The organism is Sphingomonas sp. JC676, from assembly GCF_014489075.1.
In the GTDB taxonomy this organism is placed as follows: Bacteria; Pseudomonadota; Alphaproteobacteria; order Sphingomonadales; family Sphingomonadaceae; genus Sphingomonas.
This window is the reverse complement of record NZ_JACTGR010000004.1, coordinates 371,318-398,223: the sequence shown is the minus strand read 5'-3', so window position 1 is coordinate 398,223 and position 26,906 is coordinate 371,318. Positions and strand designations below refer to the sequence as shown.

At 64.8% G+C, this 26,906-nt stretch carries 19 protein-coding genes; 3 read left to right on the top strand and 16 right to left on the bottom strand.

What is annotated here, in order from left to right; genetic code table 11:
- Positions 1-136: 136 nt before the first annotated feature.
- From IAG41_RS15385 to IAG41_RS15365, 5 genes are all read right to left on the bottom strand, one after another.
- Positions 137-376, bottom strand: a complete 240-nt coding sequence (locus IAG41_RS15385; protein ID WP_187729527.1) for an SOS response-associated peptidase family protein — start codon at positions 374-376, stop codon at positions 137-139.
- A gap of 478 nt (positions 377-854) precedes the next feature.
- Positions 855-3,575 carry a M16 family metallopeptidase gene (locus IAG41_RS15380; protein WP_187729526.1) on the bottom strand — a complete coding sequence of 907 codons (2,721 nt, stop codon included), beginning with the start codon at positions 3,573-3,575 and terminating at the stop codon, positions 855-857.
- Between the two features lie 82 nt (positions 3,576-3,657).
- Positions 3,658-7,095: a TonB-dependent receptor gene (locus IAG41_RS15375; RefSeq protein WP_187729525.1), complete on the bottom strand. Its 3,438-nt coding sequence runs from the start codon at positions 7,093-7,095 to the stop codon at positions 3,658-3,660.
- Between the two features lie 163 nt (positions 7,096-7,258).
- Positions 7,259-8,251, bottom strand: a complete 993-nt coding sequence (locus tag IAG41_RS15370; RefSeq protein WP_187729524.1) for a FecR family protein — start codon at positions 8,249-8,251, stop codon at positions 7,259-7,261.
- Positions 8,248-8,706, bottom strand: a complete 459-nt coding sequence (locus IAG41_RS15365; protein WP_262408719.1) for an RNA polymerase sigma factor — start codon at positions 8,704-8,706, stop codon at positions 8,248-8,250. Before IAG41_RS15365 ends, IAG41_RS15370 begins: the two co-directional genes overlap by 4 nt.
- A gap of 367 nt (positions 8,707-9,073) precedes the next feature.
- Here IAG41_RS15365 and IAG41_RS15360 point away from each other — a divergent pair, with 367 nt between their 5' ends.
- Complete coding sequence (locus IAG41_RS15360; protein WP_187729522.1) at positions 9,074-9,247, top strand: hypothetical protein; 174 nt, start codon at positions 9,074-9,076, stop codon at positions 9,245-9,247.
- A gap of 93 nt (positions 9,248-9,340) precedes the next feature.
- Here the strand turns inward: IAG41_RS15360 and IAG41_RS15355 are convergent, their stop codons facing one another.
- The 6 genes from IAG41_RS15355 to IAG41_RS15330 all read right to left on the bottom strand — a co-directional run bounded on the left by IAG41_RS15355 (position 9,341) and on the right by IAG41_RS15330 (position 18,143).
- Positions 9,341-12,409: an efflux RND transporter permease subunit gene (locus tag IAG41_RS15355; protein ID WP_187729521.1), complete on the bottom strand. Its 3,069-nt coding sequence runs from the start codon at positions 12,407-12,409 to the stop codon at positions 9,341-9,343.
- Positions 12,406-13,449, bottom strand: coding sequence for an efflux RND transporter periplasmic adaptor subunit (locus IAG41_RS15350; protein ID WP_187729520.1), 1,044 nt, complete (start codon positions 13,447-13,449; stop codon positions 12,406-12,408). The genes IAG41_RS15355 and IAG41_RS15350 overlap by 4 nt, the downstream gene beginning before the upstream one ends.
- Positions 13,446-14,792, bottom strand: coding sequence for a TolC family protein (locus IAG41_RS15345; protein ID WP_187729519.1), 1,347 nt, complete (start codon positions 14,790-14,792; stop codon positions 13,446-13,448). The genes IAG41_RS15350 and IAG41_RS15345 overlap by 4 nt, the downstream gene beginning before the upstream one ends.
- Positions 14,789-16,123 (bottom strand): sensor histidine kinase, encoded by a 1,335-nt coding sequence (locus tag IAG41_RS15340; RefSeq protein WP_187729518.1) that lies wholly within the window; start codon positions 16,121-16,123, stop codon positions 14,789-14,791. The genes IAG41_RS15345 and IAG41_RS15340 overlap by 4 nt, the downstream gene beginning before the upstream one ends.
- Positions 16,116-16,793: a response regulator transcription factor gene (locus IAG41_RS15335; RefSeq protein ID WP_187729699.1), complete on the bottom strand. Its 678-nt coding sequence runs from the start codon at positions 16,791-16,793 to the stop codon at positions 16,116-16,118. The genes IAG41_RS15340 and IAG41_RS15335 overlap by 8 nt, the downstream gene beginning before the upstream one ends.
- A gap of 195 nt (positions 16,794-16,988) precedes the next feature.
- On the bottom strand, positions 16,989-18,143 hold the full coding sequence (locus tag IAG41_RS15330; protein ID WP_187729517.1) for a carbohydrate porin: 1,155 nt from the start codon (positions 18,141-18,143) through the stop codon (positions 16,989-16,991).
- Positions 18,144-18,275: 132 nt separating this feature from the next.
- On the opposite strand from IAG41_RS15330, the gene IAG41_RS15325 reads away from it, so the two are divergent.
- Complete coding sequence (locus tag IAG41_RS15325) at positions 18,276-19,634, top strand: putative porin (protein ID WP_187729516.1); 1,359 nt, start codon at positions 18,276-18,278, stop codon at positions 19,632-19,634.
- Between the two features lie 56 nt (positions 19,635-19,690).
- On the opposite strand, the gene IAG41_RS15320 is transcribed toward IAG41_RS15325, so the two are convergent.
- The 4 genes from IAG41_RS15320 to IAG41_RS15305 all read right to left on the bottom strand — a co-directional run bounded on the left by IAG41_RS15320 (position 19,691) and on the right by IAG41_RS15305 (position 24,749).
- Positions 19,691-20,467 (bottom strand): transcription elongation factor SPT4, encoded by a 777-nt coding sequence (locus IAG41_RS15320; RefSeq protein ID WP_187729515.1) that lies wholly within the window; start codon positions 20,465-20,467, stop codon positions 19,691-19,693.
- 20 nt (positions 20,468-20,487) lie between these two features.
- Positions 20,488-21,558 (bottom strand): YncE family protein, encoded by a 1,071-nt coding sequence (locus IAG41_RS15315; RefSeq protein WP_187729514.1) that lies wholly within the window; start codon positions 21,556-21,558, stop codon positions 20,488-20,490.
- A 76-nt stretch (positions 21,559-21,634) separates the two neighbouring features.
- Positions 21,635-23,299: a hypothetical protein gene (locus IAG41_RS15310; protein WP_187729513.1), complete on the bottom strand. Its 1,665-nt coding sequence runs from the start codon at positions 23,297-23,299 to the stop codon at positions 21,635-21,637.
- Positions 23,300-23,435: 136 nt separating this feature from the next.
- Positions 23,436-24,749 (bottom strand): CitMHS family transporter, encoded by a 1,314-nt coding sequence (locus IAG41_RS15305; RefSeq protein WP_187729512.1) that lies wholly within the window; start codon positions 24,747-24,749, stop codon positions 23,436-23,438.
- Positions 24,750-24,902: 153 nt separating this feature from the next.
- On the opposite strand from IAG41_RS15305, the gene IAG41_RS15300 reads away from it, so the two are divergent.
- Positions 24,903-25,820, top strand: a complete 918-nt coding sequence (locus IAG41_RS15300) for an ornithine cyclodeaminase family protein (RefSeq protein ID WP_187729511.1) — start codon at positions 24,903-24,905, stop codon at positions 25,818-25,820.
- Here IAG41_RS15300 and IAG41_RS15295 read toward each other — a convergent pair.
- Positions 25,817-26,848 carry an ornithine cyclodeaminase gene (locus tag IAG41_RS15295; protein ID WP_187729510.1) on the bottom strand — a complete coding sequence of 344 codons (1,032 nt, stop codon included), beginning with the start codon at positions 26,846-26,848 and terminating at the stop codon, positions 25,817-25,819. The genes IAG41_RS15300 and IAG41_RS15295 overlap by 4 nt on opposite strands.
- Positions 26,849-26,906 lie beyond the last annotated feature (58 nt).

Sequence of the window (26,906 nt, the reverse complement as noted above, 5' to 3'; positions counted from 1 at the left end):
CGGTCCGGGAAGTGAGCGGAGGTCGGCTTTCTCGTCATCGTCGTCCGAGAGCTGCCAGCCGGCGGCTGGACCAATCCTGGCCGTTCCGCAATTCCATTTGGCTGGGGACACTGGACGAAGAAGATATGTCGGAACGCTAACCGACCTGAGCGACGCTCAGACGGCCTGCAGGGAGCGTCTTCAATTGGTCGCTCGCTGGAATGCCCGGATCAAGCCAGTCCGCCCAGTCGGTACGCTCGATCACCGCGATCTGCCGGTCGTGGTAGGGCGCAATGTCCGGTACCGGCGGCATGGTCAGCATCGTGAATGCCTCGCCGAGCTGGGGGTGCGATCGCCAGATGCCGGCGATGCAGAAGATCGGCTCCAGCTCCTGCATCCGACCGACGGTTGCGGACTATCGTTCTCAAGTACCGTTCGCGCATCGCCGGCGCCGCATCGGTTAGCGCGCGCCATGGCCCGACCTTGCTGTGAAAGCGTCATGGCCGCACTGAGCTGGGAAATCGTCAAACGTGCGAAATGGAAGACCGCGCCATTCTGCCCGTTGGGCCTACCTGTCTATCGGAATTCGCTGCTCCTCATTTGTCTTGACGCTGGAGAGGCAACGGCCCCGCCTCGATACGAAGACGAGGATCGTCTGCTTCAAGCAGATATTCACAAGCGTTGAGAAACTCAGTCCACCCTACCGTATACGGGCCGGAACCCAGTTCGGGGCGGCGGTCCAGGCCAGGAGCCTCACCCCGGTCACGGCCAATAGCGCCTGCAACGGCGAGCGCCAGAAGCGACCGCTGCAATTGAGACGTTGAACCGCCCGGCGCGCTTCCAGGACCAATCGGGGCGCGCCGGACCTTCTTCGGTCAGCGGAGTTTGCGACCCTCTGCATCCCAGACCTCGACCGCGCCCAAGTTGAGTGCGCGGACCTTCGCTTCGGTCTTGGAAAGGTCGCCCACCACGACCCAGGTCAGCGCGTCGGGATGGAGCAGCGTGTTCGCCGCGGTCGTGATCGTCTCCGGGCGCAGTCCGGCATATTGGCTCGGCAGCGTCGTGATATAATCATACGGTTTCGCGAAGCGGTTCACATACTGGAGATAGCCAACCATGGCCTGGTTCGTTTCGAACTGGCCGGGCAGCGCCAGCACTTGGCCCTTGGCAAGCAGTTCGAGCTCGGCCTGGCTTGCCGGCTTGGTCTTCTGGATCGCGTGAATCTCCTTGCTGATCTCCGCTAGCGATTCCGCGGTCTTATCGGTCTGAACGCTGGTCGCGACGCCGAAGGCCTGCGGGCCCCGCGCATCGGCGATGAAGCTGTTGACCCCGTACGACCAGCCCTTGTCCTCGCGCAAATTCATGTTGAGGCGCGATGTGAAGGCGCCACCTAGCACATCATTCAGCGCGCCTAGCTCGAAATCATGCGCATCAAGGCCCGTCGGCATGGTCTCGCCGACACGGATCATCGACTGGATGGCGCCGGGCCTGTCGATCAGGATGATCCGCGCCGCTTTTTGCGGGGCGATCGGATCGAGCGTCTTCACGCCCTTTGGGCGTGCGGACGCCTTCCAGTCGCCGAACCCCTTTTCGAGGGCCGCGACCAGCACCGACATCGTCGTGCTGCCCGATGCATAGATCACGGCATTGTCGGGGCGGATCCAGCTCTCGTGGAACGCGACCAAATCGTCGCGCGTGATCGACTTCAGCGTCTCCGCACGTCCTGCCAGCGTCGTGCCATAGGCATGGTCCTTGCCGTAGAGCAGGTTGTTAAAGGTGCGCTGGGCCATCTCGCCCGGATTGACCAGCGACTGCGACAGGTTCGAGAGGTTCAGCGCGCGATCGCGCTCCAGGTCCTCGGGGCGAAAGCCCGGGTTGCGGATATAGTCCGCCCAGAGCGCCACGGACTCGGGCAGCGCGCGGGTGAGCGCGGAAAGCGCAAAGTCGGTCGTGTCACTGTCGCCATAGGCGTAGATGCGCGTGCCGACCATCGCCTGGCGCTCGGCAAAGGCCCGCGCGTCGAGCGTCTTGGTGCCTTCGTCCATCATGCCCAGCGTGAAGCCGCCGAGGCCCTTCTTCATGTTCTGCTCGGCGGCATGGCCGGCGTCGAACACCACCGCCATCTCGACGGTCGGCGTGCCGGGGCGCTCGGACAGCACGACGCGGATGCCGTTCGAGAGCTTCGCCTCGTGCACCGTCGGCAGCGTCAGCGACGGCGATGCCCCCAGCGCCGGGATCTGGCCGCGGTCCGCAGTGTCGACGCCGGTCTTGTGGCTGCCGAAGGGCAATACGGTCAGACGGTACGAGCCCTTGGCGAGCCAGTTGCCGGTCGCGCCGCGCACATCGGCATTGGTGACGGTGCCGAAACGGCGTTCGTCCTCGGCATATTGGCCGGGATTGTCGGCAAACATCGTGCCTGCGGTCAGCGCCATCGCCTTGACGAAGATCGACTCCATCGAGCGCGCATTATCGCCATAGGAGCCGATCTTGGCGCGCTTGAGCTCGTCCTCGGTTGGGCCGGTCTTCATGAAATCGGCAAGCACTTGCTTGATCGCCGCCTCAGCCTTGGTGCGGTCGACGCCGTCCTTCAGCCGAACATCAACTGAAAAAGTGCCGGCGATTGCGAAGCTGTCATAGCTGGCGGTCGCCGAGCTTGCGATCTGCTGGTCGCGAACCAGTGCCTGGTAGAGCCGCGAGGTCTTGCCGCGGCCGAGCACATAGGCCGCCATGCGCAGCGCCGGCGCTTCAACGGTTCCGTTGCCCGGGACCGGCCAGTTCCAGGCGATTGCGGTCTGCGGCACGTCGTCCTGCATCACTTCGCTCTTGTCGACCGGGAGCGTCGGCACCCAGGCCTTGATTCGGCCGGTGGGCGGGCCCGCGGGGATGCTGCCGAAATACTTCTCCATCAGCATCTTCGCCTGCGCGACAGTGACGTCGCCGCTGAGCGTGACGACCGCGTTGGCTGCGCCATAATATTTGCGGAACCAGTCCTTCACGTCCTCGAGCGAGGCGGCGTTCAGGTCGGCCATCGATCCGATGGTCGAGTGGTAATAGGGATGGTTGGACGGGAAGATGCCCTCCGCCTCGAGATCATTCATCGCCGCATAAGGCTGGTTCTCGCCCGTGCGCTTCTCGTTCTGGACGACCTTGCGCTGCTCGTCGAGCTTGGCCTGAGTGATCGCGCCTAGCAGGTAACCCATGCGGTCCGATTCCAGCCACAGCACGCGCTCGAGTCCGCCGGTCGGCACGATCTCGTAATAATAGGTCTGGTCGAGCGAAGTCGCGCCGTTGACGCTCGACACGCCGATCTCCTGGAGCGGCGGCATATATTCCTTGTCGTGATGTTCGGAGCCGTTGAACATCAGATGCTCGTAGAGATGCGCGAAACCGGACTTTCCGGCGGGCTCGTTCATCGATCCCACATGGTACCAGACGGTGAACGCCACCTTGGGCGTCTTGTGATCCTCGTGCACAACGACGCGGAGGCCATTGGCCAGGGTGAACTGCTCATAGGGCACCACCTCCTGCGCGCGGACGGGTTGCGCGGCGGCGAGGGCGATCGCCGCCGATGCGAGGAGCAGCTTCATGGACTTCATTGGGAGTTCTTCCTTGGAGTAAAGGGCCGGTTCCCGCGGGACAAAGGGAACCGGCCGGAACACGGCCGCCGGATCGGCCGCCTCAGAAAATCGCGGCGGCGCCGATTTTGAACTTGCGCCCACCGAGATAGGTAGCGCGGGTGTAATAGTCGGCGATCAGCTGCTGGACGTCGGGCGTCTCGCTGCCCTTGAGCAGATCCGATCCCTCGATGTAGATTCGGTATTTCCGGGCACGATCGAGATAATATTCGCCTCGCAGATCGAGCGTCTGGACATCCTGGTTATAAACCGAGAGGCCGCGCGGATAGAAATTGTCCAGCGTCTTAGACTGGAAACTATAGGCCAGCGTGCCGTCGAACCCGTATTTGTTGTAAGTCAACGCTAGCGTGCCGGAATGCTTGGGCTGCTGGTTGAACGGCAGGCCAGAGAATTCATAGATGCTGCTCTGGCCCGCCGGGGCATAGGCCCAGCTATACTGTTGATAGCGGCTGCTGTGCGTGTAGGTGTAGTTGGCGATTACGCCCAGGCCGCCAAGCGCACCCGGCAAGAAATCGAACTGCCGCTCGAACCGGCCCTCGATGCCCCAGATGATCGCCGGATGCTTGCTGTTGATCGGCGAGCCGCCGTTGATGAAATAATTCTCCGGATGCGCCGGATCGAAATAAGGCGGCCCCTGGAAATAAGGGCTGTCGGGCAGCGTCACATTCGCCAGGTTGGCCGGACCGTTGGTCTGGTTGGCCTGGAGCAGGTTGGTGATCCGCTTGTAGAAGCCGCCCAGCTTGATGATGCCGATCTTGTGATAATATTCGGCGCTCAAGTCGAAATTATGCGTGGTGGCCTGCTTCAGGTTCGGATTGCCCGAACTGATCTGCAGGACCGGTTGCACGCCGTTCGGACCCGGGATCGGAATGTTGATGAAGCTGATCCGTGTCTGCTGCGACAGGTCGTTGATCTGCGGTCGGGCGACCGACAGGAAATAGCCGCCGCGGAAGATCAGATTGTCCGTCTGGCGGAAGTTGAACAGCACGCGCGGCAGGAAGTCCTCGGACTTCGCCTTCTCTGTCACTAGCCTGCTGAACTGGTTCTGGAAAATCGGATCGTTACCGAAGCCGCCCCCATTCTCGGGCAGGATCGGGCCGATATAGGTGGGGAACACCAGGTTCGTGGCCTGCAGGTCGGTGCGGTTGTAGCGCAGGCCACCGATCACCTCGAGCTTGCCGAACTGCAGCTGGCTCTGGACATAGGCGGCGTAATTGTCCTCGCGCGTTGCCTGCTTGTCCTGGCCGATTGCCGGGGCGATCGGCGCGAGCGTGAACTGGGGGTATCTGGCGAGATAGTCGCCCATATTGTTGAAGAAGCCAATTGCGGTACCTTCACTCATTGCGGTGAAGTTCGCGCCGGTTACGCCCACGCGGCTGAGATCGGTCGGCGAGAAGGGCAGGCCCAGCGAGGCGATGGACGCATTCCCGCCGAACTGGGTGCGGCGCAGATCGTGCTTGAACTCGGTGCGCTCATAGCGCCCGCCGAACTGGACGTACTTCAGGAATCCCCAGTTCATGTCCCAGCGCAGACTGACTTCGCCCGTGTAGCGGTTGTTGCTCCCGGTGGTGGTGTCGATCCCGCCAGTGCCGTTCTGGATCGTGTAGAGCGAGGGATCGTTGATCAGCGCCCAGCCGGCGGTGCTGAGCATCGGGATCGGAATCGCATCCCCGCTGCGCCGGCCGAAAGGCGTGATGATATAGCCGAGACTGGCATCGGTGGCGCCCGGCTGGAACAGGCCCGCACTTGCATCGCTGTCCGGCATGCGCAGATCGAGCGAGCTGTTGCGGTCGTGATCCTCGCTGCCATGGGCGTAGCCGGCGAGATAGTTGAAGGTCAGCTTGCCCGCCGTGCTCTTGCCCGAAAAGCTGTAGGTATCGGTGATCGTCTTCGCGTCGGGGTCATAGCCATAGGCCTGCTCGCGCTGGATCGCGAGATTGCCGGGCGTCAGATCCAGATGCAGTGCCGAGACCGCCTGGCCGCCGGGCACGTCCGAATATTTGCTGAGCGCGGTAAAGCTGTCGGTCATCGAATAGGTGGTTCGATTGGCCTGGGCGTGCTGGAAATCGAACTTCAGGTTGGTGTGGTTGCCGATCTGCCATTCGGCAGAGACCGTTGCCGCCAAGGTCGACTGCTTCACATGGTTGAAGCTGGTAAAAAGCTGGGTGACATAGGCACCGTCGTCCCCGGCCACGAACGGAAATGTCGCGTTCGGATCGACCGCGTCGCCCGCGGTCAGTGTCGGCGTGCCGTTCGCTGCGTTCGGCAGGAACGCGCCGAACTTGGTAACAGTGTTGTACGAGACGTTGCGCACCGAGTTGCGGCGATACTGGACCGAAGCGCTCAGTCCGAAATTGTCCTGCGCACCGAACTTGCCGGCGACGGTGCCCGAGACCAGGAAGTCCTTGCTGAAATCCTTCCCGCTCAGTCCGCCCTCGACCTGAAAACTGGCATATCGATGCGGCCGGTTGAGCGGCGACAGCGTCTCGATCTCGATCAGGCCGCCGGTGCCGGCGCTGTCCTGGCTGGGCAGAAGGCTCTTGCTGATCGTGATCTTGCTCACCGAATCGGCAAGCAAATTGCTGAGATCGGCCGAGCGGCCGGTGCCGTTGCCCACGGGGAGCTGCAGCCCGTTCAGCTTGACGTTGTTCATGTCGGGATCGAGCCCGCGCACGATCACGTTGGTGCCGTCGCCGGTCACGGTGTCGCGCTGGAACGAGACGCCCGAAGTGCGGCGCAGCGCATCGGCAAAGGTGGTCCCGGTGAAGTTACCAAGGTCGTCGGCGGAGACGACTTCGGAATTATTCTCGGCGGTGCGCTGGAGGTTGAGTGCGTTGGCGCGCGCGCTGCGCGAACCGTAGACGACGATTTCGGCACCCGGCCCGCCCGGCTGGGCGAGCGCGAGGTCGATGCTGGCGGTATCGCCAGGGGGAACCAGGATCGTCTGGCTCAGCGGCTCGAAACCCAGGAACGAGATTTCGAGCGTGTATTGCCCGGCGCGCAGGTCCGGAAATCTGAAGTTGCCCGAATCGTCGGCGCTCGTGGCCTGGCCCGTTTCGACGATGCGAACCAACGCACCGGCGATGTTCCGATCGCCGTCTGCGCGCGCGACATGGCCGATGATCGCGCCCGAGCCGCCAGTCGTCGCAACCGGCGTAGGCGTTCCGCCCGATTGCGGCGTACCGACGACGTACGAGCCGCCGCCGGTGACGCTTAGCGCTAGCCCGCTGCCCTGAAGAAGCTTGCGATAGGCATCGACGGTGCTGAATTCGCCGTGCAGTGCCGGTGCCGCCTTGCCCCGTACGGCGGCCTCCGAAAACACGATGTTCGAGCCGGTCTGGGACGCCACGGCGCGGAGCGATTTTTCGAGCGATTGCGTCGGAATGTCGAACGAGAAACTTGCCTGTGCATGCGCCGCCAGCGGAACGGCAACAACGCAGCTTGCGAGCGCGTACGCCGTCAGCGAAACTTTCGATACCATCGATTTCCCCCCTGAGAAATCGCGCGGATCGCGGCCCCTCAAGTCCTAGACGATGCGGCAACACGAAACCGACATGCGCCGGCAATAAAAATGTAATTCGCAGTTAACCGTGGTTTTTTATGTCCACTGGCGGGGCGCTGCGGCGTAATTTAATGATGCAGCCTTAGCGGATAATCCGCAATTCGCCGCCGACCTGCTGCACATGCAGACCGTGCAGCGCCGCGATGGCGGATGCGAATTCAGCGGTGTCATTAGTCGCGAACACGCCTGACACGCGCAGCGACGCCAGCCGGGGATCACCGATGGTAATGCGCGGACCGCCATAGCGGTTGAGCTCACCGACGGCGGTCGACAGCGGCACGTCGGTGAACACCGCCTGCCCCCGGCGCCATGCCGTGGCCGCCTCCATCGAAGGCTGGTCAATCAACGATGGCGCATCGGGTGTAATCGTCAGCCGTTCCCCCGCGCGCAGCATCGTAGGCGCATCGACCGGCTGCGATCTGGCCGCCCCGATCTGATTGATCACCACCTTGCCTTCGATCAGCGTCACCACGACGCCGCCGTCCGCCCGCCGCACGATGAAGCTCGTCCCCACCGCGCGCACCGTCCGGTCGCCGGCCGTCACGATGAAAGGACGGTGCGCATTGGGCGCGACTTCGAACATCGCCTCGCCGCGATCAAGACGCACGCGCCGGAAATCGTCCTCATAGTCAATCGCGAGCGCGGTATCGCTATTGAGCGCGATCCGGGTCCCGTCCTTGAGCGTCGCGACTTTCTGCTCGCCCAACTGGGTCGAATAGCCGAGCGACCGATTCGTCATCCACCAGCTCGCGCCGCCGCCTAGAACCACCAGCAACAGACAGGCCGCAAGTGCCAGGCCCCATGCGGGCGGTGGCCGCAAGCTACGCGCCGGACGCTGCATCGCGGACCGGACCGAAGGCGTCCCCGCCCCATTTGCCGCGACCAATGCGGCGCCGGGCAGGATGCCCCATATCTCCGTAGCCCGCTCGAACGCCTGCTCGTGCGCGCTATCGGCATGGAGCCAGGCGCGTAGCGCATCGTCTGTGGCATCGCAGCGATCGGACGACTGCAGCCGGGCGATCCAGGCGGCCGCCTCGGCATCGATGCGCCACTGCTCGGGCGTATGGTGGCTCACCACTCGGACATCCATTGCATCAGTTGCAGCGTCGCCCGCGCAACCTGTTTCTCGACCGCCGCGACCGACATCTCCTCCGAGGCCGCGATCTCGGCATAGCTGAGATCCTCGAGCCGGCGCTTGAGCAGGATGCGACGCGTACGCTCGGGAAGCTGGGCAAGCCCGTCCGCGGCGTGCCGAAGCCGCGCCTGCTCCTCGACGATTTGGGCAGGATCCGGTGTACGGTCGGCGATCCCATGAATGTTGTCGAGATCGACGAACGGCGCGCGCGCCCTGCGCCGGGCGCGATCGATGGAAAGGTTGATCGCCGCGGTCACTAACAACGCCTCCTGCGAGCGCGCTGTGTGCACACGCTCATATTGTTCAACTTTCAGGAAAGCGTCCTGCACGAGTTCATCTGCATCCTCTTCGGAAACGCCGCGCCGGAGAACGGCCCGTCTGGCTTTCGCCAGCATCTCAGCCAAGCTCGGCATCGTGCGGTCCGTCTCCTTTAATCTGCTAGACGCCTATATCGCTGAAACCTGACATCCTAGCGCCTTTTTCTAAGCGAGAGCCGCTACTGCTCTCGGCCGCAATCGCGAGGATGGAGCCGCCCGGCTGGCGTCTTGGGGCCCTCCGCGAGCTGACCGGCGTCTGCGCGCCGGTATGTGCACGGAATTTCTACGGGCTGATGTTCGTGCCCAATCAGTGCTTTATCGAACAAGGAACTCGATCGCGTGCCTGATAGCCACGGCGTCCTCGTCGCGTCTGCCGAGATACACGGCATCTTCAGTATCGGACGAAAGCGCCTCCAGGCTAGGCCGGGCGACAGTGAGGTCCGGCATGACCATCCTGATGATCGCGATGAGCGAGATGAACGACGACCTCGGCGACGACATCACCTTCCTCGAACCGGGCATCTTAATCGGCGCGTTCACGCGCGTCGTGAAGACCTCACCGAGCATATCGCCAAACCTGACCTCTTCGCGGAAACCGGGCTCAAGGAAGGCAGCTTGAGGATTCAGGGCGCCCGACCGCTTGGTGACACCCGTCCTCGGCGCCGGAACGCGGAATAGCGCCTGCTTGCATTCCATGCCGCGGCGTCGGGCATCAAGCTGTCGCGGGGTCGGCGACCTTCTCCGTCCTGGTACGCCGGCGCGTCAGCACCAGAACGAATGTCGGCAACAGGGTAAGCACCAGTGGCGCGCCGATCAGTAGGCCGAAGATGATCGCGGTCGCAAGTGGCCGCTGGAGGCCCGAGCCGCGTCCGATGCCCAGCGCGAGCGGGAGCAAGGTCAGGATCGCGATCAATGCCGACATCACGATTGGCCGCAGCCGCGCCTTGCCCGCTTCGAGCAGGCTCGCAGCGGTCACGGGTGCATCGGGCACGAGTTCGGCGAGATAGAAGATGGCGAGCTCGGTGATCATGCCGACCACCATCGTCAGCCCCATCAGCGCCGAGATATCGAGCTCGGTGCCCGTCACCCAGAGGCCGAGGAACACCGAGGTCGTCGAAAGGAGCACCGTCGCGATCACCGCTGCGGTGAACGCCCAGGTCTCGTAGAGCAGGGTCAGTAGCAGGGCCGACAGCAGCAGTGCTGCAATGAACACCGTTGTCAGATCGCTGAAGGACTGCTTCTGCTGGGCATAGAGGCCGCCATAATCGACGCGGATCGTCGCGGGCAGCTTCAATCCCGCAACCGCCGCCTGCACTTCCTTCATGCCCGTGCCAAGGTCCTTGCCCTCGAGCCGCGCCGTAACCGGAATGAAGGGCGCGAGGTCCTCGCGCGTGATCTGGCGTTGGCCAGCCGCGATGCTCACAGCCGCGATCGCATGCAGCGGCACCGCGCGCCCGTCGGGCGCCCGTATCGTCAGCGCGTTGAGCGCATCGGCGCGCTGACGCAGTTCCTGCGGCAAGCGGATACGGACGTCGATCACCTGCTCGCCGGACAATATCTGCGTCGCCACGGTGCCGCCGATCTGGGTTTCGACCTGGGTCGCGACGGCACCGGGATCGAGCCCCGCCAAGGAGGCAGCGGCGCGGTCGACCTTGATGATGATCGCGTCGCCCGCCACGCGCAGGCCGTCCTGCACCTCGACCACGCCCTCGATCTTGCCGATCGTCTCGGCTACCTTGCCCGCCGCGTCGGCAAGCTGGACCTGGTCGTCGCCGAACAGCTTTACCTCGATAGGCTGGGGGACAGCGGTCAGATCGCCGATCAAATCCTCCATCAGCTGTACGGTCTCGATCTCGAGACCCGGCACCTGCTCGGTGGCCTTGTCACGGATCTCGGTCATCACTTCATCGATCGGGCGGCGCGCGCCCGAGCTCAGCCGGATGAAGAAATCGCCTTCGTCGGCTTCGGTCAGGCCGCCGCCCAGCTGGATGCCGGTACGCCGCGAATAGCCCGTTACCTCAGGGGTCTCTCGGATGATCTTCTCGACCTGGCGGAGCAACCGGTCGGTGTCCGAGAGCGCCGCGCCGGATTTTGCCTTATAGTCGAGGACGAAGCCGCCCTCGTCCATCACTGGCATGAAACCGGACTGGAGGTTGTTCCAGGCAAACACCCCGGCAATGATCAGCACGCCCGCCCCTATCGCGGCGAAAAGCCCCGGCCGCGCGAAAGCGCGGGCCACGCCCTGCTCGTAGCGGTGACCGATCGCGCCGGTGAACTTGTCGGCCTTCTCGGCCGCCATGGCGTCCTTCTCGGTCAGCCAACGGTCGGCGATGATCGGCAGGACGAAACGAGCATAGAGCAATGACACGACCAGCGCCGCGGTCATTGTCACCGCCAGCGCCTTGAAGAAGCCGCCGGTCACGCCCGAGATGAAGGCAAGCGGCAGGAAGACCACGATCGTCGCCATGGTCGATCCGAACAAGGGCTTGGCCATCTCTCGCGCTGCCGCGAGCATCGACGGACGCGCTTCGTCCGGCCTCGCTTCCTGCAATCGCCGCATCAGATGCTCGAGCATCACCACGGCGTCATCGACGACCAGGCCCACCGCCGCGGCCATGCCGCCCAAGGTCATCATGTTGAAACTCATATGAAGCGCCAGCAAAGCGAGGCAGGTTGCTGCGAGCACCGCGGGCAACAGCACTGCGGTGATCACCATCAGCCGCCAGCTGCGGAGGAAAAGGAAGAGCACAAGCCCGGCGAGCACCGCACCGAGCAGGATCGCGTCGCGAACCGAATTCGCCGCGCCCGTCACGAGCTCCGACTGGTCGTAGAAGACGCTGACCTTGACGTCGTCGGGCAGCGCAACCGCCTTCAGCCGCTCGTCGACATTCTGGACCAGCTTCACCGCATCCGCAGTCGGCGTCTGGCGAATGTTGACGAGCACGGCGTCGGCGCCGTCGGCGGTGACCTTGGTCCAGGCCGGCGCAGGTGCGCGGCGAACCGTGGCGACTTGCCCCAGCGTCGCGACGCCGGCACTGGCGGCGCTTCCGGCCTTGATCGGAATCGCGGCGATATCGCGCTCGCTGGTCAACCGGTCCTCGACCAGCGCCAGATACAACCGATGGCGGTCCTCGATCTTCCCGACCGCGGCGACACTATTGGCGCTGCCGAGTGCGGTCGACACATCGGTGATCGTCAGACCAAGCGTCTGCAGCCGCGCAGGATCCACATCGACTTCGATCTCCGGTGTCGAGCCTCCGAGGACATCGACACCCGCCACGCCGGGCACGGTCGACAGAACGGGACGAAGTTTGAGCTGGGCGATCTGCTGGAGCGCCACGCCGTCGCGCTTCGCGGAGGTGAGCGAGATGCCGAGCACCGGGAAGATCGTGGGATCGGAGCGTCGGACACTGAAGCGGGTGCCGGTCGGCAGGTCCGGCGCGATCGTCGCGAGCGCGCCCTGGGTCGCCAAGGTCGCCGCGACCATATCGTCGCCCCAGTCGAAGCTCAAAGCGACTTCGGCGGAGCCCCGGCTCGTGGTCGAGCGGATTTGCGTAACCCCCGGGATCTCGCGCAGGGCAATTTCCGCTGGCCGCGTGATATCGGCGGCCATCTGTCCCGCATCGCGCTCGCCTGCATCAATCGAGACCACGACGCGCGGATAATCGATATGGGGAAACAGCGTTACCGGAAGCCGTGTCGCGGCGACCAGCCCTGCCAAGGTGATCAGGAAGACGCTGAGCCAGATCGAGCGTCGGTGGCGCTGGAGCAACTCCCTCACTTCTTTGCTCCCGAGCCCTGCTCGGTGACCTTCATGCCATCCTCGAGCGCGGTACCTCCCTCGGTGACGACCTTGTCACCCGGTTGAAGTCCCTTGAGGATCTGGATGCGGTCGCCCGACGAATTGCCCGGGGACACATCCTGCGACTTGGCAATGCCGTCGCGGACGACGAACACGTAGCTGCGCCCGCCGTCATCGAGCAGAGCCGAATAGGGAATAGTGATTCCGCTCGAAGTCGCCCCGACCGAGAGCGTGGCGCGGAGCGGCTCGCCGGCGCCGAGATGCATGGCGGCCGGTATCCGGACATAAATCGAAGCCAGTCGCGTCGTCGGATCTACCTGCGGGTCGATGCCGACAACGGACACGGTCGTCCGTGCGCTCCCGTCGACAGCACTGATCGCAATAGGCTGTCCGTAATGGAGGCGCTGCGCCACCGCCGGTTCGACGCCGAAGCGCGCACGCAGATCGCCCGGCGCGCTGATGGTCGCCAGCGTCGTGCCTGCCGCGACCTGATCGCCGGGCTTAGCGGTAAGGTTCTGGACCGTGCCCGCATGCGGCGCGCGGAGTGCCAGCCTCCCGCCGGTGATGCCGAGATTGGCGCGGGTCGCATTGGCCGTAGCCGCCGCGGCGCGCGCGGTTTCGACATCGGCGTCGCTCACAAGTCCGTCGGCACGGAGGCGAACCGCACGCTGATATGCCGATGCCGCCGCCGCGGCATCGGTGCCCGCCTTGGCGATCTCTAGCCGGGTCGCAGGGCTTGGCCGCAGCACGATCACGGTCTGGCCGGCGCCAACCGAAGTGCCCGTCGGCGCGACCACGGACGCAACGATCGCCTCCGCGGACGCAACGAGCGCGCTGGTGCCACCCGGCCCCGCCTCGGTCGCGCCGTAGACGGTGACCTCGTCACTCGAAGAACCGGTTTCGGCCGTGCCTGTCCGCACCAGGGCGGTCGGTTCGGGTTCCGCGGGATTGGCATCGGGTTCAGCTGCGCCCCCACAGCCGGCAAGAAGGAGCAGAGAAAGCAATGCGAGCGACTTCATCGGGTCCATCCTTCGCTGGGGCCGCCCGACAGGAGTTCGAGCGCGATGGTTTGTTCGGCGATCTGCTGGTCCAACTGGAGCAGCGCGAGGTGGCGGTCCCGCAGGGCTTGCGCGGCGGTGTCGGCGGCAGCGGGCGCCAAGTCGCCGCGCTTCGCGGCACGCGCTGTCGCGTCTGCGTAGCGCTCCAGAGCTGGCATCTGCGCGACCAGTTCGGCGCGTTGGCGACGCGCGGTTGCCACGCCGGAAATAGCGGCATCGATTTCGGCGCGGGTCTGAAACAGGCGCGCATCATATTCGGCGCGGAGCTGTTCGCGGGTCGCCTTGGCGATGGCGATACCCCCGCGATTGCGGTTCCATAGCGGCAAGGTGAAGCCGACTGCGGGCCCGACCGTCCAATTGTCGGCGGTATCGCGGGCACCGGCCAGCGTCAGCGACAGGTTGGGGAACTGGTCAAGCACCGCCTTGTGCAGATCCGCTTCCGCCACGCCATACCCCGCCCGCAGCGCCTGGAGATCGAGCCGCCGCTCGAGCGCCTGCGCCACCAATATCGGGCTGTCGGGGGGCGTCACCGGCTGCGCGGGTGCTGCCAGCCGCAGTTGCACGTCCGGCGCAAGACCGAGTACCTTGTTCAGTTCGCCCCGCGCCGTCGATAGCTCGCGCTCGGCGACGCGGACTTTGTCGGTCGCGTCGAGCAGGGCTTGGCGGCGCGCATCGAGTTCGCTCGCAGCCAGGTCGCCGCGCCCGACCGCACGCTGCGCCGCGCCGAACAATTTCTCGGCGGATGCGGCGCTCTCTTTCGCGATAGCCAGCTGGTCGGACAGCGCGAGCACGCGCACGCCCATCAGCCTCGCCTGCCCGGCGGCCTGCCATTCGGCCCAGGCGAGATCGAGCCGCACCTGCCGCTTGCCGGCCTCGCTCGCTTCGCGGGTAACCCGCGCGGTACGCAGCGCGCCCAGATCGAAGCCCAGCTGCGCGCCGAATGCATTGAGCGGATCCTCGCCCGAGACGAGCTTGTCGAAATTGGCGCCAAAGGTCGGATCGGGCAGAAGCCGCGCGGCAAAGGCCTGGGCATCGGTCACGCCCGCCTTGGTCCGCTGCGCCTTCAGGTCCGGATTCTCGATGACCGCAATCACCGCCAGCGCGTTGGGCGTGAGCGGGCGCGAAAGATCGATCGGCTGTGGGGTCAGATACGGCCGATCGATCTTGGCCGCATCGGCTGACAGGATTGCCGGATCGGGCGCCGAAAGAATGTCGGACGCGGTCGGCAGCGGCGCGGCCTGATAGCTTGCGCAGCCGGAAAGCGCGCTCCCCGCAAGGAGTAGGGCAAGCAGGGACCGATTCAATTCGGCCTCCGGGGGAAGGTGACCATGGCTTTCACTCCGGGATGATTGTCTTCGAGGGTCACCGACCCTCCATGCGCCCTGACGATCGCGGCAACGAGGGCAAGGCCAAGGCCGTGCCCCGGGGTCGTGCGACTCCGCTCGAGCCGCGTGAAGCGCGCGAATACCCGCTCGCGCTCCGTCTCCGGAATGCCGGGACCGGCATCGCTGATCGTCAGCGTGACCGCTTCCCCGTCGTCGAGACTGATACCGATCGCGGCGCCGTTGGGGGTATGATTCAGCGCATTGTCGAGCAGATTGACCATCAATTGCGCGAGCAGCTCGCGATTGCCGTCGATCATCACGTTCGGTGCGATGTCGCGGAGCAGCTGGCGGCCGCTATCTTCGGCCGATGGCTGATAGCTGTCGGCGAGGTCGGCAATCAGCGCGCTCAGGTCGAGCGGCGCCATGCGCGCGCCGCCGCCGGCTTCGACTTCGGAGATGCTCAGAATTGCCGCAAAGAGCTCGAGCATGTCTTCGGTCTGCGCAATCGCATGCCGCATTGCTTCGCGCAGCTCGGCTTCGCCGCCGCCCGCCGCGAGCGTAAGATCGAGCTTCTGCCGCAACCGCGCGATCGGCGTGCGCAAATCGTGGGCGATATCGCCGGAAACCTGGCGAAGATTGTCGAGCAGCCCGGCGATGCGGTCGAGCATCAGGTTGAGCGTCGCGGAGAGGCGATCGAACTCGTCGCCGCCGCCGGTCAGCTTCATGCGCCGCGACATGTCGCCGCCGATGATCGCATGGGCCGTGCGATTGATGGAATCGAGCCGCCGCCTCAGTGCCCGGCTCAGCAGGAACGCACCCGCGATCCCGATTGCCGCGATCAGCCCGAACGCGATCGCGAACATCGGTATCATGCGCTCGTCCAGATCCTCGATCGCTTCGGGATCGGCGCCGACGATCAGAAGCCCGCCATCGGCGGTCGCCGAGACGAACGCCCGGGTATCGTCGGGCTCCCCATTGTCCTTCAGGAAGTCCATCTTGACCCAGCCCGCCAACGGCGTCCGCACTATCCGGCGGCCGGCCAGCAGCCGGCCCGAGGCGCCCAGCAAGGCGTAGCGCATATCGCCTTGCTCGTGTCGCGCCCGCTCGGCGACGACGCGCGCCAGTCCGCCGGCCGCCGCCTCACGCAGCACCGCGCCGCGCTCGGTCGTCACACGCTGGTCGAGATCGTAGCGAAGCTCGCTTCGGATCGCCCAGTACATTGCGGCGCCCAGCGCCAGGATGAGCAGCGTGAAGGCCAGGCTGTAGAATGCCGCGAAACGAAACGCAGTGGAGGACGGCAGCTTAGGCATCGGTATCGAACAGATAGCCAGAGCCGCGGACGGTCTGGATTGGATCGCGATCGAAGCCGGCATTCAATTTCGAGCGCAATCGACTGACATGCGTTTCGACGATGTTGGTCTTGGGATCGAAGTGAAAATCCCATACCCGCTCGAGCAGCATCGTTCGGGTGACGACGCGCCCGGCATTGACCATCAGTTCCTCGAGCAGCGCGAATTCCCGCGGCTGGAGCTCGACACGCTGGCCGGCGCGACGCACCTCGCGCTTCAGCAGGTTCATCTCGACATCGCCGGCTCGCAGCATCGTCTCGGCGGCCACGGCGGCAGGCCGGCGGGACAGTGCGTTCAGTCGCGCCGTCAGTTCGGTGAAGGCGAACGGCTTGACGAGATAATCGTCGGCACCGGCCTCCAGCCCTTCGACCCGGTCTTCCACTCTCGCCAGCGCAGTCAGCATGAGCACGGGGGTAGCGACGCCGGCGCCGCGGATGGAGCGCAGGATCGTCATGCCGTCCAGGCCCGGCAGCATGCGGTCGAGGATGATCGCATCGAACGGCTCGCTGGTCGCGAGGAACAGCACGTCGCGTCCGTCAGCGGCAGCGCTGACCGCATGACCGAGTTCGCGGAGCCCGCGCTCGATATAGTCGCGCGTCTCCGCGTCGTCTTCCGCTACCAGCACCTTCAGCACCGCGCCCTCCTTGTCCCACGCTCTTGCACAGCCCGAGATTGGCGACGTCTTTCCGGAAATATACAAATCGCCAATGTGGCCGCCCGGAGGATATTTCACCTCGCGGCGCCAGGATCCCAGCCGATGCCCGAGGCCAACAAGTACGGCGCGCAGACCCTGATCGCCAAGGTGGCGAGGAGAATCCCTGGCACCTCATCTCCGGTCGTCGCCCAGGCCTAAGCTCGTACTGAAATGCAGCCGCACCCCCAGCACGAGCGCGTCGGGTGTTCCGCGCCATCCGGGGTGCCGGACATATTGCAGGTCGGGTTGGACCGCGAAGCTATCGTTGATCCGGTGGAAGGCAGTCGCCTCGATCGCTGTCTCGGCGCGATGCCCGGGTTCGGCGCGCAACGCCGGGTCGCCGCGCCGCGCATGGGCGAGCCCGAGACCGAGATGACTGCCCTCGGTGCCCCAGCGCAGCCCGCCTCCGAGATAGGTGCCGATCTCGTTGACCGCTGGGGCGGCGCGACCGACCCGAACCCAGGCGTCGAGACCGCGCCCCTCGCCGTTATCCACCAGCCGGTGCTCATACTGGACATAGGCGCCGTGGCTGGCGCCGCTGCCGCGGTTGTCCAGGCGTGTAAAACCGTTCGTATAGGCCCACCCGCCCAGTTGCAATTCGCCGCCCGCAATGCGGACATCGGCCTCGGCGACCAATAGCGCGCCGCCGCGCCCGGGGGGACCGGGCAGGAACCGGGATGGATGATCGACATAGCCGGGGACCGCGTCGAAGGCGGCGACGCGCACCGTCCATCCCTTATGTTCGACGGCGAGCAGCGCCCCGGGAGAGGTCACGGGAAAAATGGACGGTCCGTTCTGGCCCGACTGCGAAAAATCGGGCGCGATGCCGAACGAGCTGTTCAGAAAGCTCGCGCCGACTGGCTGGAGATCGAACTCGCTGTTGAGATCGATATAGCCGAGTTTCAGGCGTGTCGTCCGGTTCAACGGCGCCTCGACCCACGCTTCGAATGGCCGCAGCACCGACGGCGCGTCGACATTGCTCACCACCTGCGCGTCGCCGACCATTTCTTGCGAAAAGCGACGGCCATGCACGAGCATCATGTCGAGATAGGCATGGGCACGCGGAATCCCCAGAAAGTCCGCGTCGCTGCGGACGGCCACATCGAGACGCCCCAGCCAGGCAGCGTCGCGCTCGACACCACCGTCGACCACGCCGACCAGGTCGGTGATGTAGCGCAAGTCGAGTTCCCTTTGCGGTGCTTGCTCGTCGGGATCGGCATGCGCTGCGCATGACAGCAGGAGGTGGCAGGCGATCAGCGCGCCGCGAATGCCGCGTGGAATCTGCACCGAAATGCACTGTGCTCTCGTATCAAACATAATTGCTTCTTTATCATCGAAAGTACATTATGCCATTTAAAATCACGTCAAACGCGCCGTGGCGATGGAGAGGATTGGATGCGGAAAAGATCAAAAACCGGCATGTGCCGATCGATTCTGATCTGCTGCACCGCTTTGTGCTCGCTCCCCGCACATGCCCAAACGGCAACCGGCGTGGTGGACCTGCGTGCGGAAATCGAGCGCCTCCGCGCGGAAACCGATCGCAAGATCGCCGAACTGCGCGCCGAGACGGATGCCCGGATCGCCGGGCTCACCGGCCTGCTAGAGCGCGGCGGCACCGTCGCCGCCACGACGCCGCCCCAGGCGAACCCGCCTCAGTCGATGACGGCGCATCTGCCCCCGGCCGACATCCAATTGCGCGCAACGGTCGACAATTCTGCCATACCCGCCCGACGTCCGGCCACTGTCGTCGGCAGCGCGACCAGCCCGCTCCAGTTCTCGGGCGATCTGCGCATGCGCTACGAGGAGAATTTCGGCGAGAGCGGGCGCCACGATCGCAGCCGCGGCGTGGTTCGCGGACGCCTCCGCGCGACCTATGCCTTCGACAAGAATTTCAGCATGGGCGCGCGGCTCGTCACCGGCGACCCCGACGATCCCAACAGCGCCGACCTGACCCTCACGCAGTTCGACGACGACCTGCTGGTCAGCGTGGACCAGGCCTTCGCCCGCGCCACGTTTGGCGGGCTCGATCTCTACGCCGGCAAGTTCGACAATCCGTTCATCCGCACCGATCTGGTATGGGACGGTGACGTCAATCCGCAGGGTCTCGCCGCCATCTATTCCGCGCCGGTCGCACCGGGCGTTCGGCTGCGCGCGAGTGCGCTCCATTTCATCATCGATGAGAGCTCGGCCGGGCGGGACAGCTCGATGGACGGCGGCCAACTCGGCATCTCGGCGAAGCTCGCGCCCCAATGGGACGTGGAGCTTGCGGGTGCCTATTATGGTTATGCGCTGCCGGTCGTGGTCGACGCGGATCCGGGCGATTTCCGCAGCAACCTGTTGAGCGGGGGACGCTATCTGTCCGATTTCCGGATCGTCGATGCGGTGGGCAGCATCACCTTCTCGGGGCTGGGTCCGAAGATGCCGATCCGGCTGGTCGGCAACTATGTCCACAACCTCGGCGCGGCAGTCTCCGACGATACCGGCTATGGCGCGGATATCTTCATCGGCCGCGCCGCGCAGAAAGGCGATTGGCGCTTCCAATATGGCTATGCCGAGATGGGCGTCGACGGCGTGCTGGCAGTGTTCAGTCACGACAATACCGATCTCGCGACCAACTATCTCCAGCACACGCTTGCGGTCGATTTCGTGCCCCGCTCGCGCGTCGTGCTCAATGCCACCTATTATCGCTACCGGCTGAAGAACCCGATCTACACCGGCGCCATCGCGCCCGGGGACTGGGCGAACCGGCTGCGGCTCAACTTCATCTACGCCTTCTAGAGTACGGAAAAGGGCGCCGGTACATAGCCGACGCCCTCTCCGGGGGGACCTCAGGCTCAGCGGGCGACGAGCTCCGCGATGGTATTCTCGGTCTCGGTACGGATGCCCGCCTTCTTATCGCTCCATGCCTTCCATTCGGCATTGCCGCGCAGCTTGTCGCGCGTGGAGGCGGTGAGCTTCTGCCGCTGACCGAAGGCGTCCATGTCGCGATAGTGCTGGATGAACAGCGCATCCCAGGGCGTGCCGACCGAATAGCGGTTCATATAGAGCTCGTAGCCAGTCATCGCGCCGGCATCGATCCAGCCGTCGAACTGCGGAAGCACATAGCCCTTCACATAGTCGCGATACTCGCCCGCTTCGCGATATTCATAGGGGATCACATAATAGACTTCGCCTTCGCGCAGGTCGTCGGCATTCTTTCCCCAGGACAGATCGGCCGAATAGGTCGCGACCGGATCGCCGAGCTTCTGTCCCCGCGCGTCCAGCCCGCCGGGCGTGGTGCGCTCGAGGGCGTTCCATTTAGCGACCGCCCGGAAGTTCGGGAAGCGCAGGATCACCATCCCGTCCCACACCGCCGGCTGGCGATACCAACTGTAAAACATTCGAAAGTCGGTCAATTCGCCGCGCGCGCGCATCGCCTTGAGCTTGGGCGCGAGCGTCTCGGTCAGGTAGCGCCGGAACGGCACGCGATTCTCCAGGGTCGCCCGGTACTGGATGATCAGAGTCTTGGGACCGTCTTCCAGCTCGGCCTGCGCCGCCGCCGGCGCGATTGGCGCCACCGAAAGCCCGACAGCGAATGCGCCCAGCAATGTGCCCAGGATAAGCTTGTTCATGAGACGGTCCCTCCCTTGGTTCAGCGCGGCGTATAGGTGAGCACCCTAAAGGTGCCCGGGTGGAATGCCGGCTCGGTTACTTCTTCATCATTTGTACCATTGGCAGGTATAGTACAATCTGCGGTCACCAGAAACAAGCGCCCCGTCTTGCGGTCGATCTGCATGGTTCGGGCGTTGGGCTGCGTCGTAACCGTGCCCAGCGCGCGAAAACCCTGGGGTCCGAATCCGATCACCGTCAGCGTCGCATCGATCCCGTTACTGGTGACGATACGGCCGCGCGCCTCATCGATCGCCATGCCGTCGACGCCGTGGCCGATCGGGATGGTGGTGAGGATCTTGCCGTCCTTGGGATCGATAGCGATGAAAACCGGCTTGTCGCCCCGGCACGCGACGAAGAGCTGGCCGGCTTCCTGCACATATTCCACCGCGACGGGCTGCTGACAGGCCCCAACGTCAAGGCGCTTCTCTTCGGACAGGTCGCTCGAGCGCAGCTTCAGGATGGTGTGCTGATCGCGCACCGGTGCGTAAATCGCGCCCTTTCCGTCCGGCGCGGCATCGTCCATCTTGATCGCATCGAAGTCCTTGCGCGCGATCAGCTTGCCGGTCGCCGCGTCGAGCACGAACCAGCTGCTCGTCTTCGGGCGCCGTCCGGTCGCCATGATCACGTGGCGGCTCGCGGGGTCATAGACCGTGCCATTCATCTCGCCGCCTTCCGGATCGAGCTTGATCCGCGCGATCGTCGCCAAGGTCTTCAGGTCGAAGATCAGCGCGGTGCCGTCGGTCATCGCGACATAGCCGCGATTATAGTCGGTGAGCGTCAGCGGACCGTTGGCGCCCAGCCCGCCCGGCACCTGGCGCACGGGCTTGCCGGTCTTGATGTCGTAGACGGTGAGGCCGTCGTCGTGTCGCGCGATAAACAGCCGGCCGGTGTCCTGGTCCAGCCGCAGATAGTCCCAGTCGGGCACGCCTCCCGGCAGCGTGACCGAAGAGGTCATCGTATACAGCAAGGGGGGCTGCGGATCGTCGTCGGCGATCGCCGCGTTGGATGTTGCAAGGGCGAGCATCAGGCTCGCCAGTTTCCAGGACTTCATTGCACTCTCCTGACTGGATGAATCGGTGCGCCCGCGCCGTTCCCCCGACGGAGCTCAGCCGCGGCGCGGGGCAGGCTCAAGGGATCACGGTGGGCTTGGTCGAGGGTTCCCACACGTCGCTGGTGGTGGCGACGAGCTGCTTCATGTCCGACCATGGACGTCCGCCCGGAATGCTCTTCCGGCCGAAGGTGACGGCGCGACCATAAGCGATCATCCGCTCGACGACGCGCGCGCGCTCCTCGTCCGGCCAGACCGCGAACGGGTGCGGCCCGCGCACCACGACGAGCTCCTTGGGTCCGTTCACGCGTCCATAGGAGTCGATCGACCCCTCCAGGGAGTCAGCGTAGCACCAGAGCCCACGGGCCAGGAATATACTCGGCCATTTATGCATGCTGGCAAGGATCGCCGAACTGGGAAAGAACACGATGTTGTGCTCCATCTCGATGCCGCCGATGAACAGGCCGCGGTCGCGTCCGGGGCCCCGGCCGTCGTCCTTCGGGGAGGTCTCACGCGGCAGATAGCCGACGCCGCTCGAGAATTCCGCAGTCAGTATCGCGCCCTTGACCGTGGGATCCCGACGCGGCGCGGTGCAGCTGATCTTGGCCAGGTCGTAGCTGCAATCCTTGTCGAAATTCATCGTCATGGCCCAGCCGCTCGCCATCGTGCCACGCGACGAACCGGAGAACATCACTGGCAGCGGACCGGGTGCATCGCCCCGCAGCGCGGCCACGGCAGCCATACCCTTGGTAAGCTTGCCATCGGGCGAGAGCACGCGCATGCCCTTGCCGGTACGGAGTGCCGCGACGGCGTCGAGCAGGTCGCGGCCCTGTTGCAGGGTGTTGGTGTCGCTATACCCGCCCGAGATGCCGATGCCGCGCCGGTCCAGCGCAAGGACATCGAAGCCCGCATCGTGCAATTCGCGCCATGCGGCGCGCCACTTGCGCTGGCCCTGCACGCCCGTGGTGGCATTGGGCCAATCGTCATTGGGGATGGTGACGCCCGTCTTGGGATCGACTGTATAGGCAACGTCCATCGGGTCATCGATGGCCGCGATCCGGTCGCCGCCGCCGCCGCTATGGATGATCAAGGCGCGCTTGCGGCCGCCCTTGCCGTCATCGATTCCCTTGCCGCGGATGTACCAGCCGCGGATGCGGATATCCCCGCTCATCTTGCGGTGGATCCGCTCATAGGCTTCCACCGGAACGGTGAATTCGACGATTGACGTGTCGGCATCGACCGCCGCGATCGGTTCACTATACGGAGCGCGGGCAAAGAAGCCCGGGCGGCGCACGGTCGCGAGATCGGTATCGCCGCCGCGCTCATCGATCTTGCCGAGCAGGAATCGCCCATGCTTGTCCGCGAGTGCGTATTCGCGGTTCGGCGGATGCCGCTTCATCACCTGCTCGAAGACGCGGTCGTGGCACGACTTGTCCTTCTTGCAGGTCTCCCAGCGTTCGCGGAGCTTCGCGTCGGTGAATTCATCGACATAATAGTCGGTGCCGCGATAGTCCTTGGGAGGCTGGAAGCGCGCCGAAGTGAAGGGCACGCAGGTCCGCTCGCCTGCCGACGTCCGGATCAGATAGCCGGGCAGCTCCATGTCACGGTCATAGGCGGCGTAAGCCTTGCACTCGGACGGCGGCACCGGCGCGCGCGTGGGCACGACCCCCTTCTCCCCGCGCCCGTAATCGGAGTTCCCCGTGGCGAGCGCGCCCGCCAGCAGCGCCAGTATCGCAATCCGCATCGCCACCGCTCCCTGTATATTGTTTTCTGTAGCCGCGGAGTGCACCACATAGCTTTATTGACGTCAATAGTACAAATTGCAGATTCACGCTTATGAGCGACCGACGGCACCGGGCCTCGGCCTCGATATGAGGGCATCATCCCCGCAACGGGAAGACGCCCGTGATGAACCCCGTCAGCATGAATATGCCGCACGCACCCAGCGCCCATTTCCACGTAAAGCGCTGATGATCGCCCAAATCGATGCCGCTCTGCCCGACAAGCAAATAAGTGGAAGCCACAAGGGGGCTGAGGAGATGGATCTGCTGCCCCACCAGCGAAGCACGGGCCATCTCCACAGGGGCTATACCATAGATACCGCCGGTTTGGCTGAGCACCGGAAGCATGCCGAAATAGAAGGCGTCGTTAGAGATCAGCACCGTAAAGGGGATGCTGACCAGCGCCACGATCCCGGCCATATAGGGACCCAGCCAGGGCGGAATCATCTGCAGCACCGTAGCCGCCATCGCATCCACCATCTTGGTTCCCGACAGGATGCCGGTGAACACGCCGGCGGCGAAAACCAGACTCGCCGTGCCCATCGCGTTTCCCGCATGCGCCGCGATGCGCGCGCGTTGCATGTCGAGCTGCGGATAGTTGATCATCGCCGCCAAGGCGAAGGCCAGCATGAAGAGCGGGACCAGCGGGATCGCCCCGGTGATCAGCAGCGCCAGGAGCGTGCAAGTCAATGCCAGATTTGCCCAGAAGAGCTTGGGCCGCTTCAGGCTCAGGTCGCCACCGGCTTCCTCCGCGACGATCTCTTCGATGATTTCGCGGTCGGGTTCAGGCGTCATGGCCGCCAGGCGCCGGCGCTCTCCCAGTCCAAGCCGCCACGCGGCGAAAAAGGTCCATGCGGCCGTCGCCACCATTGCGGGAATAAGCGGCACGAAGACGTCTCGCGCGTCGACATGCAGGGCAGTTGCGGCGCGGACGGTGGGCCCGCCCCAGGGCGCGATGTTCATCACCGCGCTCGACATGATCAGCAGGCAGGCGAGAACGCGCCGGTCCATCTGCAGGTGCCGATAAAGCGGCAGCAACGCGGCGATGCAGATCATATAGGCGGTCGTGCCGTCGCCATCGAGGCTGACGATCAGGCAGAGCGCGACCGTGCCGAGCGCGATCCTTACCGGATCCCCGTGCACCAGGCCGACGATCGCGCGGATCAGCGGGTCGAACAGCCCCGCATCCATCATGATCCCGAAATATAGAATGGCGAAAAGCAGCATCACGCCGGTGGGCGCCAGGCTGCGAATCCCATCGAGCATCATCTCGCCCAGCCCCGCATGAAAGCCGGCGGCCAGGGCAAAGAGCGTCGGGATCAGCATCAGCGCAAGCAGCGCGGAGAGCCTCTTCGTCATGACCAGCGTCATGAACGTCGCGACCATGGCGAAGGCGATCAGCGCCAGCGGCATCCATTCATCCCCTAGGTTGGCGCGCGTATCACGACCGGTACCGGCCTGTCGCTGGACCACCGCCAGACCGGATCATGCATTTTCGTCGAGGATAGGGGTGGATTGTATTCTGTAAAGATATAAATACAAACAAGGTCGAACGAGGGGACGGATATGCGGATCATCGAACTCGAAGCGCTTCTCGATGCGGTCGACGAGGCGGAGCTGATGCAGGAGCTGGAAGCCGCCTTTGTCCGGTACAGCGCGGGGCAGGCGCAGGTCATGGCAGTCGGCCATCTGGGATTCGACGCGCGGTCTGGTGACTGCCACGTCAAGGGGGCACACCTGGCTGGCGACGACCTGTTCGCGGTCAAGTTCGTCAACAGCTTCGCGGCACCCGCCAATGGCGAGCCCGGGAGCGACGGCTTCATCATCCTGTCGCGCGCCCAGACCGGGCAAGTCGTCGCGCTGCTGCGCGATCGCGGCGCGCTCACCGACATCCGCACCGCGCTCACCGGCGCGATCGTCGCGCGTGCGATAGCGGCCGAGGGCACGCGAACGCTGGGCATCGTCGGCTCGGGCAAGCAGGCACAGATGCAGGCCGAGGCCATTCAGCGCCATCTGCCGATGGAGCGTGTCCTGGTCTCGGCACGGCGCCCCGATCGTGCGGATGCGCTAGCGGCCTTGCTCGGCGGCGAAGCTACCGATCTGCAGCGGCTCTGTGCCGAAGCGGATGTCATCGTCACCGCCACTGCCGCGCGCGCGCCGCTGATTCCCGCCGCATGGGTGCGGCCGGGAACCCGGATCATCGCGCTCGGCGCGGACGCACCGGGCAAGCAGGAGCTCGACCCGGCAATCGTCGCCTCGGCCACCGTCGTGGTCGATTCGCGCGCGCAATGCTTCGATCATGGCGAGGCGGGGTGGGCAGTGCGCGACGGCCTGCTCGATCCGGCCAGTGTGATCGAGCTTGGGGAGCTGCTCGCCCGGCGGGAGCGATTTCCTGCCGATCGAACCGTCGTGGTCGATCTCACCGGCGTCGCCGTGCAGGACCTCGCCATCGCCACGGCGGTCTGGAACAGGCTGCCGGACTAGGCGGCGGCTTCGACCCGTACCGGACCGACCAAGCCATACAAGTCGCGCGGATCGGCGGGTTGCGCCAGCAGGTCGATCTGTCGGTGAAAACGCGGATCCTTCGTAACGTCGGCCAGATAGCGCAGCGCCGCGAAATCCTCGATCGCGAAGCCGACCGAATCGAACAAGGTGATTTCGTCCACCCGCTGGCGGCCCGGCGCCTCGCCTGCGATCACGCGCCACAACTCCGTAACGGGGAAATCGGCCGGCATCTGCTGGATCTCGCCCTCGATCCTGGTCTGCGGCTGATATTCGACGAAGACGCTCGCGCGCTCGAGGATCGCGGGCTGGAGCTCGGTCTTGCCGGGACAGTCGCCGCCGATGGCATTCAGGTGGACTCCCGCACCGACCATATTGTCCGAAAGGATGGTCGCCAGCTTCTTGTCGGCGGTGACGGTGGTGACGATGTCCGCCCCTTCCACCGCTTCCGGCGCCGATCGCGCGACATGGATGCGGAGGCCCATGCCCTCCATGTTGCGGACGAACTTGGCGGCGGCGGCCGGATCGACGTCATAGACGCGCAGCCGGTCGATTCCGAGCAGCGCACCAAATGCAATCGCCTGGAATTCGGATTGCGCGCCCAGGCCGATGATCGCCATGCTCGACGCATCCGGCCGGGCGAGATGGCGCGCGGCGAGCGCCGACATCGCGGCGGTGCGCAGCGCCGTCATGATCGTCATTTCGGCGATCAGGTGCGGATAGCCGGTGGCGACATCGGCAAGCACCCCGAATCCGGTGACGGTCTGCAGGCCCGCCTCGAAATTGCGCGGGTGACCGTTGACATATTTGAAGCCGAAAGCCTGAGCATCGGCGATCGGCATCAGTTCGATCACGCCGTCGCTCGAATGGCTGGCGAAGCGCGGCGACTTGTCGAATTCGGCCCAGCGCCGATAATCCGCCTCGATATAGTCCGCGAGATCGCAAAGCACCTCTTCGACTCCGCGTGCGCGCACCAGCGCCGCGACATGTCCGACTTCCACCAATCGCATAGCCTGCCTCCAAATCCGACAAGGCCAGAGTGGCGGCAACAAGTGCTGCTTGAAACTG

What these genes read in the sequence shown, in the direction of transcription:
- IAG41_RS15310 (WP_187729513.1), bottom strand. Translation starts at nt 23,299, where the DNA reads ATGCGGATTGCGATACTGGCGCTGCTGGCGGGCGCGCTCGCCACGGGG.
- IAG41_RS15305 (WP_187729512.1), bottom strand. Translation starts at nt 24,749, where the DNA reads ATGCCGCTGGCGCTGATCGCCTTCGCCATGGTCGCGACGTTCATGACG.
- IAG41_RS15325 (WP_187729516.1), top strand. Translation starts at nt 18,276, where the DNA reads ATGTGCCGATCGATTCTGATCTGCTGCACCGCTTTGTGCTCGCTCCCC.
- IAG41_RS15375 (WP_187729525.1), bottom strand. Translation starts at nt 7,095, where the DNA reads ATGGTATCGAAAGTTTCGCTGACGGCGTACGCGCTCGCAAGCTGCGTT.
- IAG41_RS15350 (WP_187729520.1), bottom strand. Translation starts at nt 13,449, where the DNA reads ATGAAGTCGCTCGCATTGCTTTCTCTGCTCCTTCTTGCCGGCTGTGGG.
- IAG41_RS15300 (WP_187729511.1), top strand. Translation starts at nt 24,903, where the DNA reads ATGCGGATCATCGAACTCGAAGCGCTTCTCGATGCGGTCGACGAGGCG.
- IAG41_RS15385 (WP_187729527.1), bottom strand. Translation starts at nt 376, where the DNA reads ATGCAGGAGCTGGAGCCGATCTTCTGCATCGCCGGCATCTGGCGATCG.
- IAG41_RS15295 (WP_187729510.1), bottom strand. Translation starts at nt 26,848, where the DNA reads ATGCGATTGGTGGAAGTCGGACATGTCGCGGCGCTGGTGCGCGCACGC.
- IAG41_RS15340 (WP_187729518.1), bottom strand. Translation starts at nt 16,123, where the DNA reads ATGCCTAAGCTGCCGTCCTCCACTGCGTTTCGTTTCGCGGCATTCTAC.
- IAG41_RS15365 (WP_262408719.1), bottom strand. Translation starts at nt 8,706, where the DNA reads ATGCTGGCGAAAGCCAGACGGGCCGTTCTCCGGCGCGGCGTTTCCGAA.
- IAG41_RS15380 (WP_187729526.1), bottom strand. Translation starts at nt 3,575, where the DNA reads ATGAAGTCCATGAAGCTGCTCCTCGCATCGGCGGCGATCGCCCTCGCC.
- IAG41_RS15360 (WP_187729522.1), top strand. Translation starts at nt 9,074, where the DNA reads ATGACCATCCTGATGATCGCGATGAGCGAGATGAACGACGACCTCGGC.
- IAG41_RS15315 (WP_187729514.1), bottom strand. Translation starts at nt 21,558, where the DNA reads ATGAAGTCCTGGAAACTGGCGAGCCTGATGCTCGCCCTTGCAACATCC.
- IAG41_RS15320 (WP_187729515.1), bottom strand. Translation starts at nt 20,467, where the DNA reads ATGAACAAGCTTATCCTGGGCACATTGCTGGGCGCATTCGCTGTCGGG.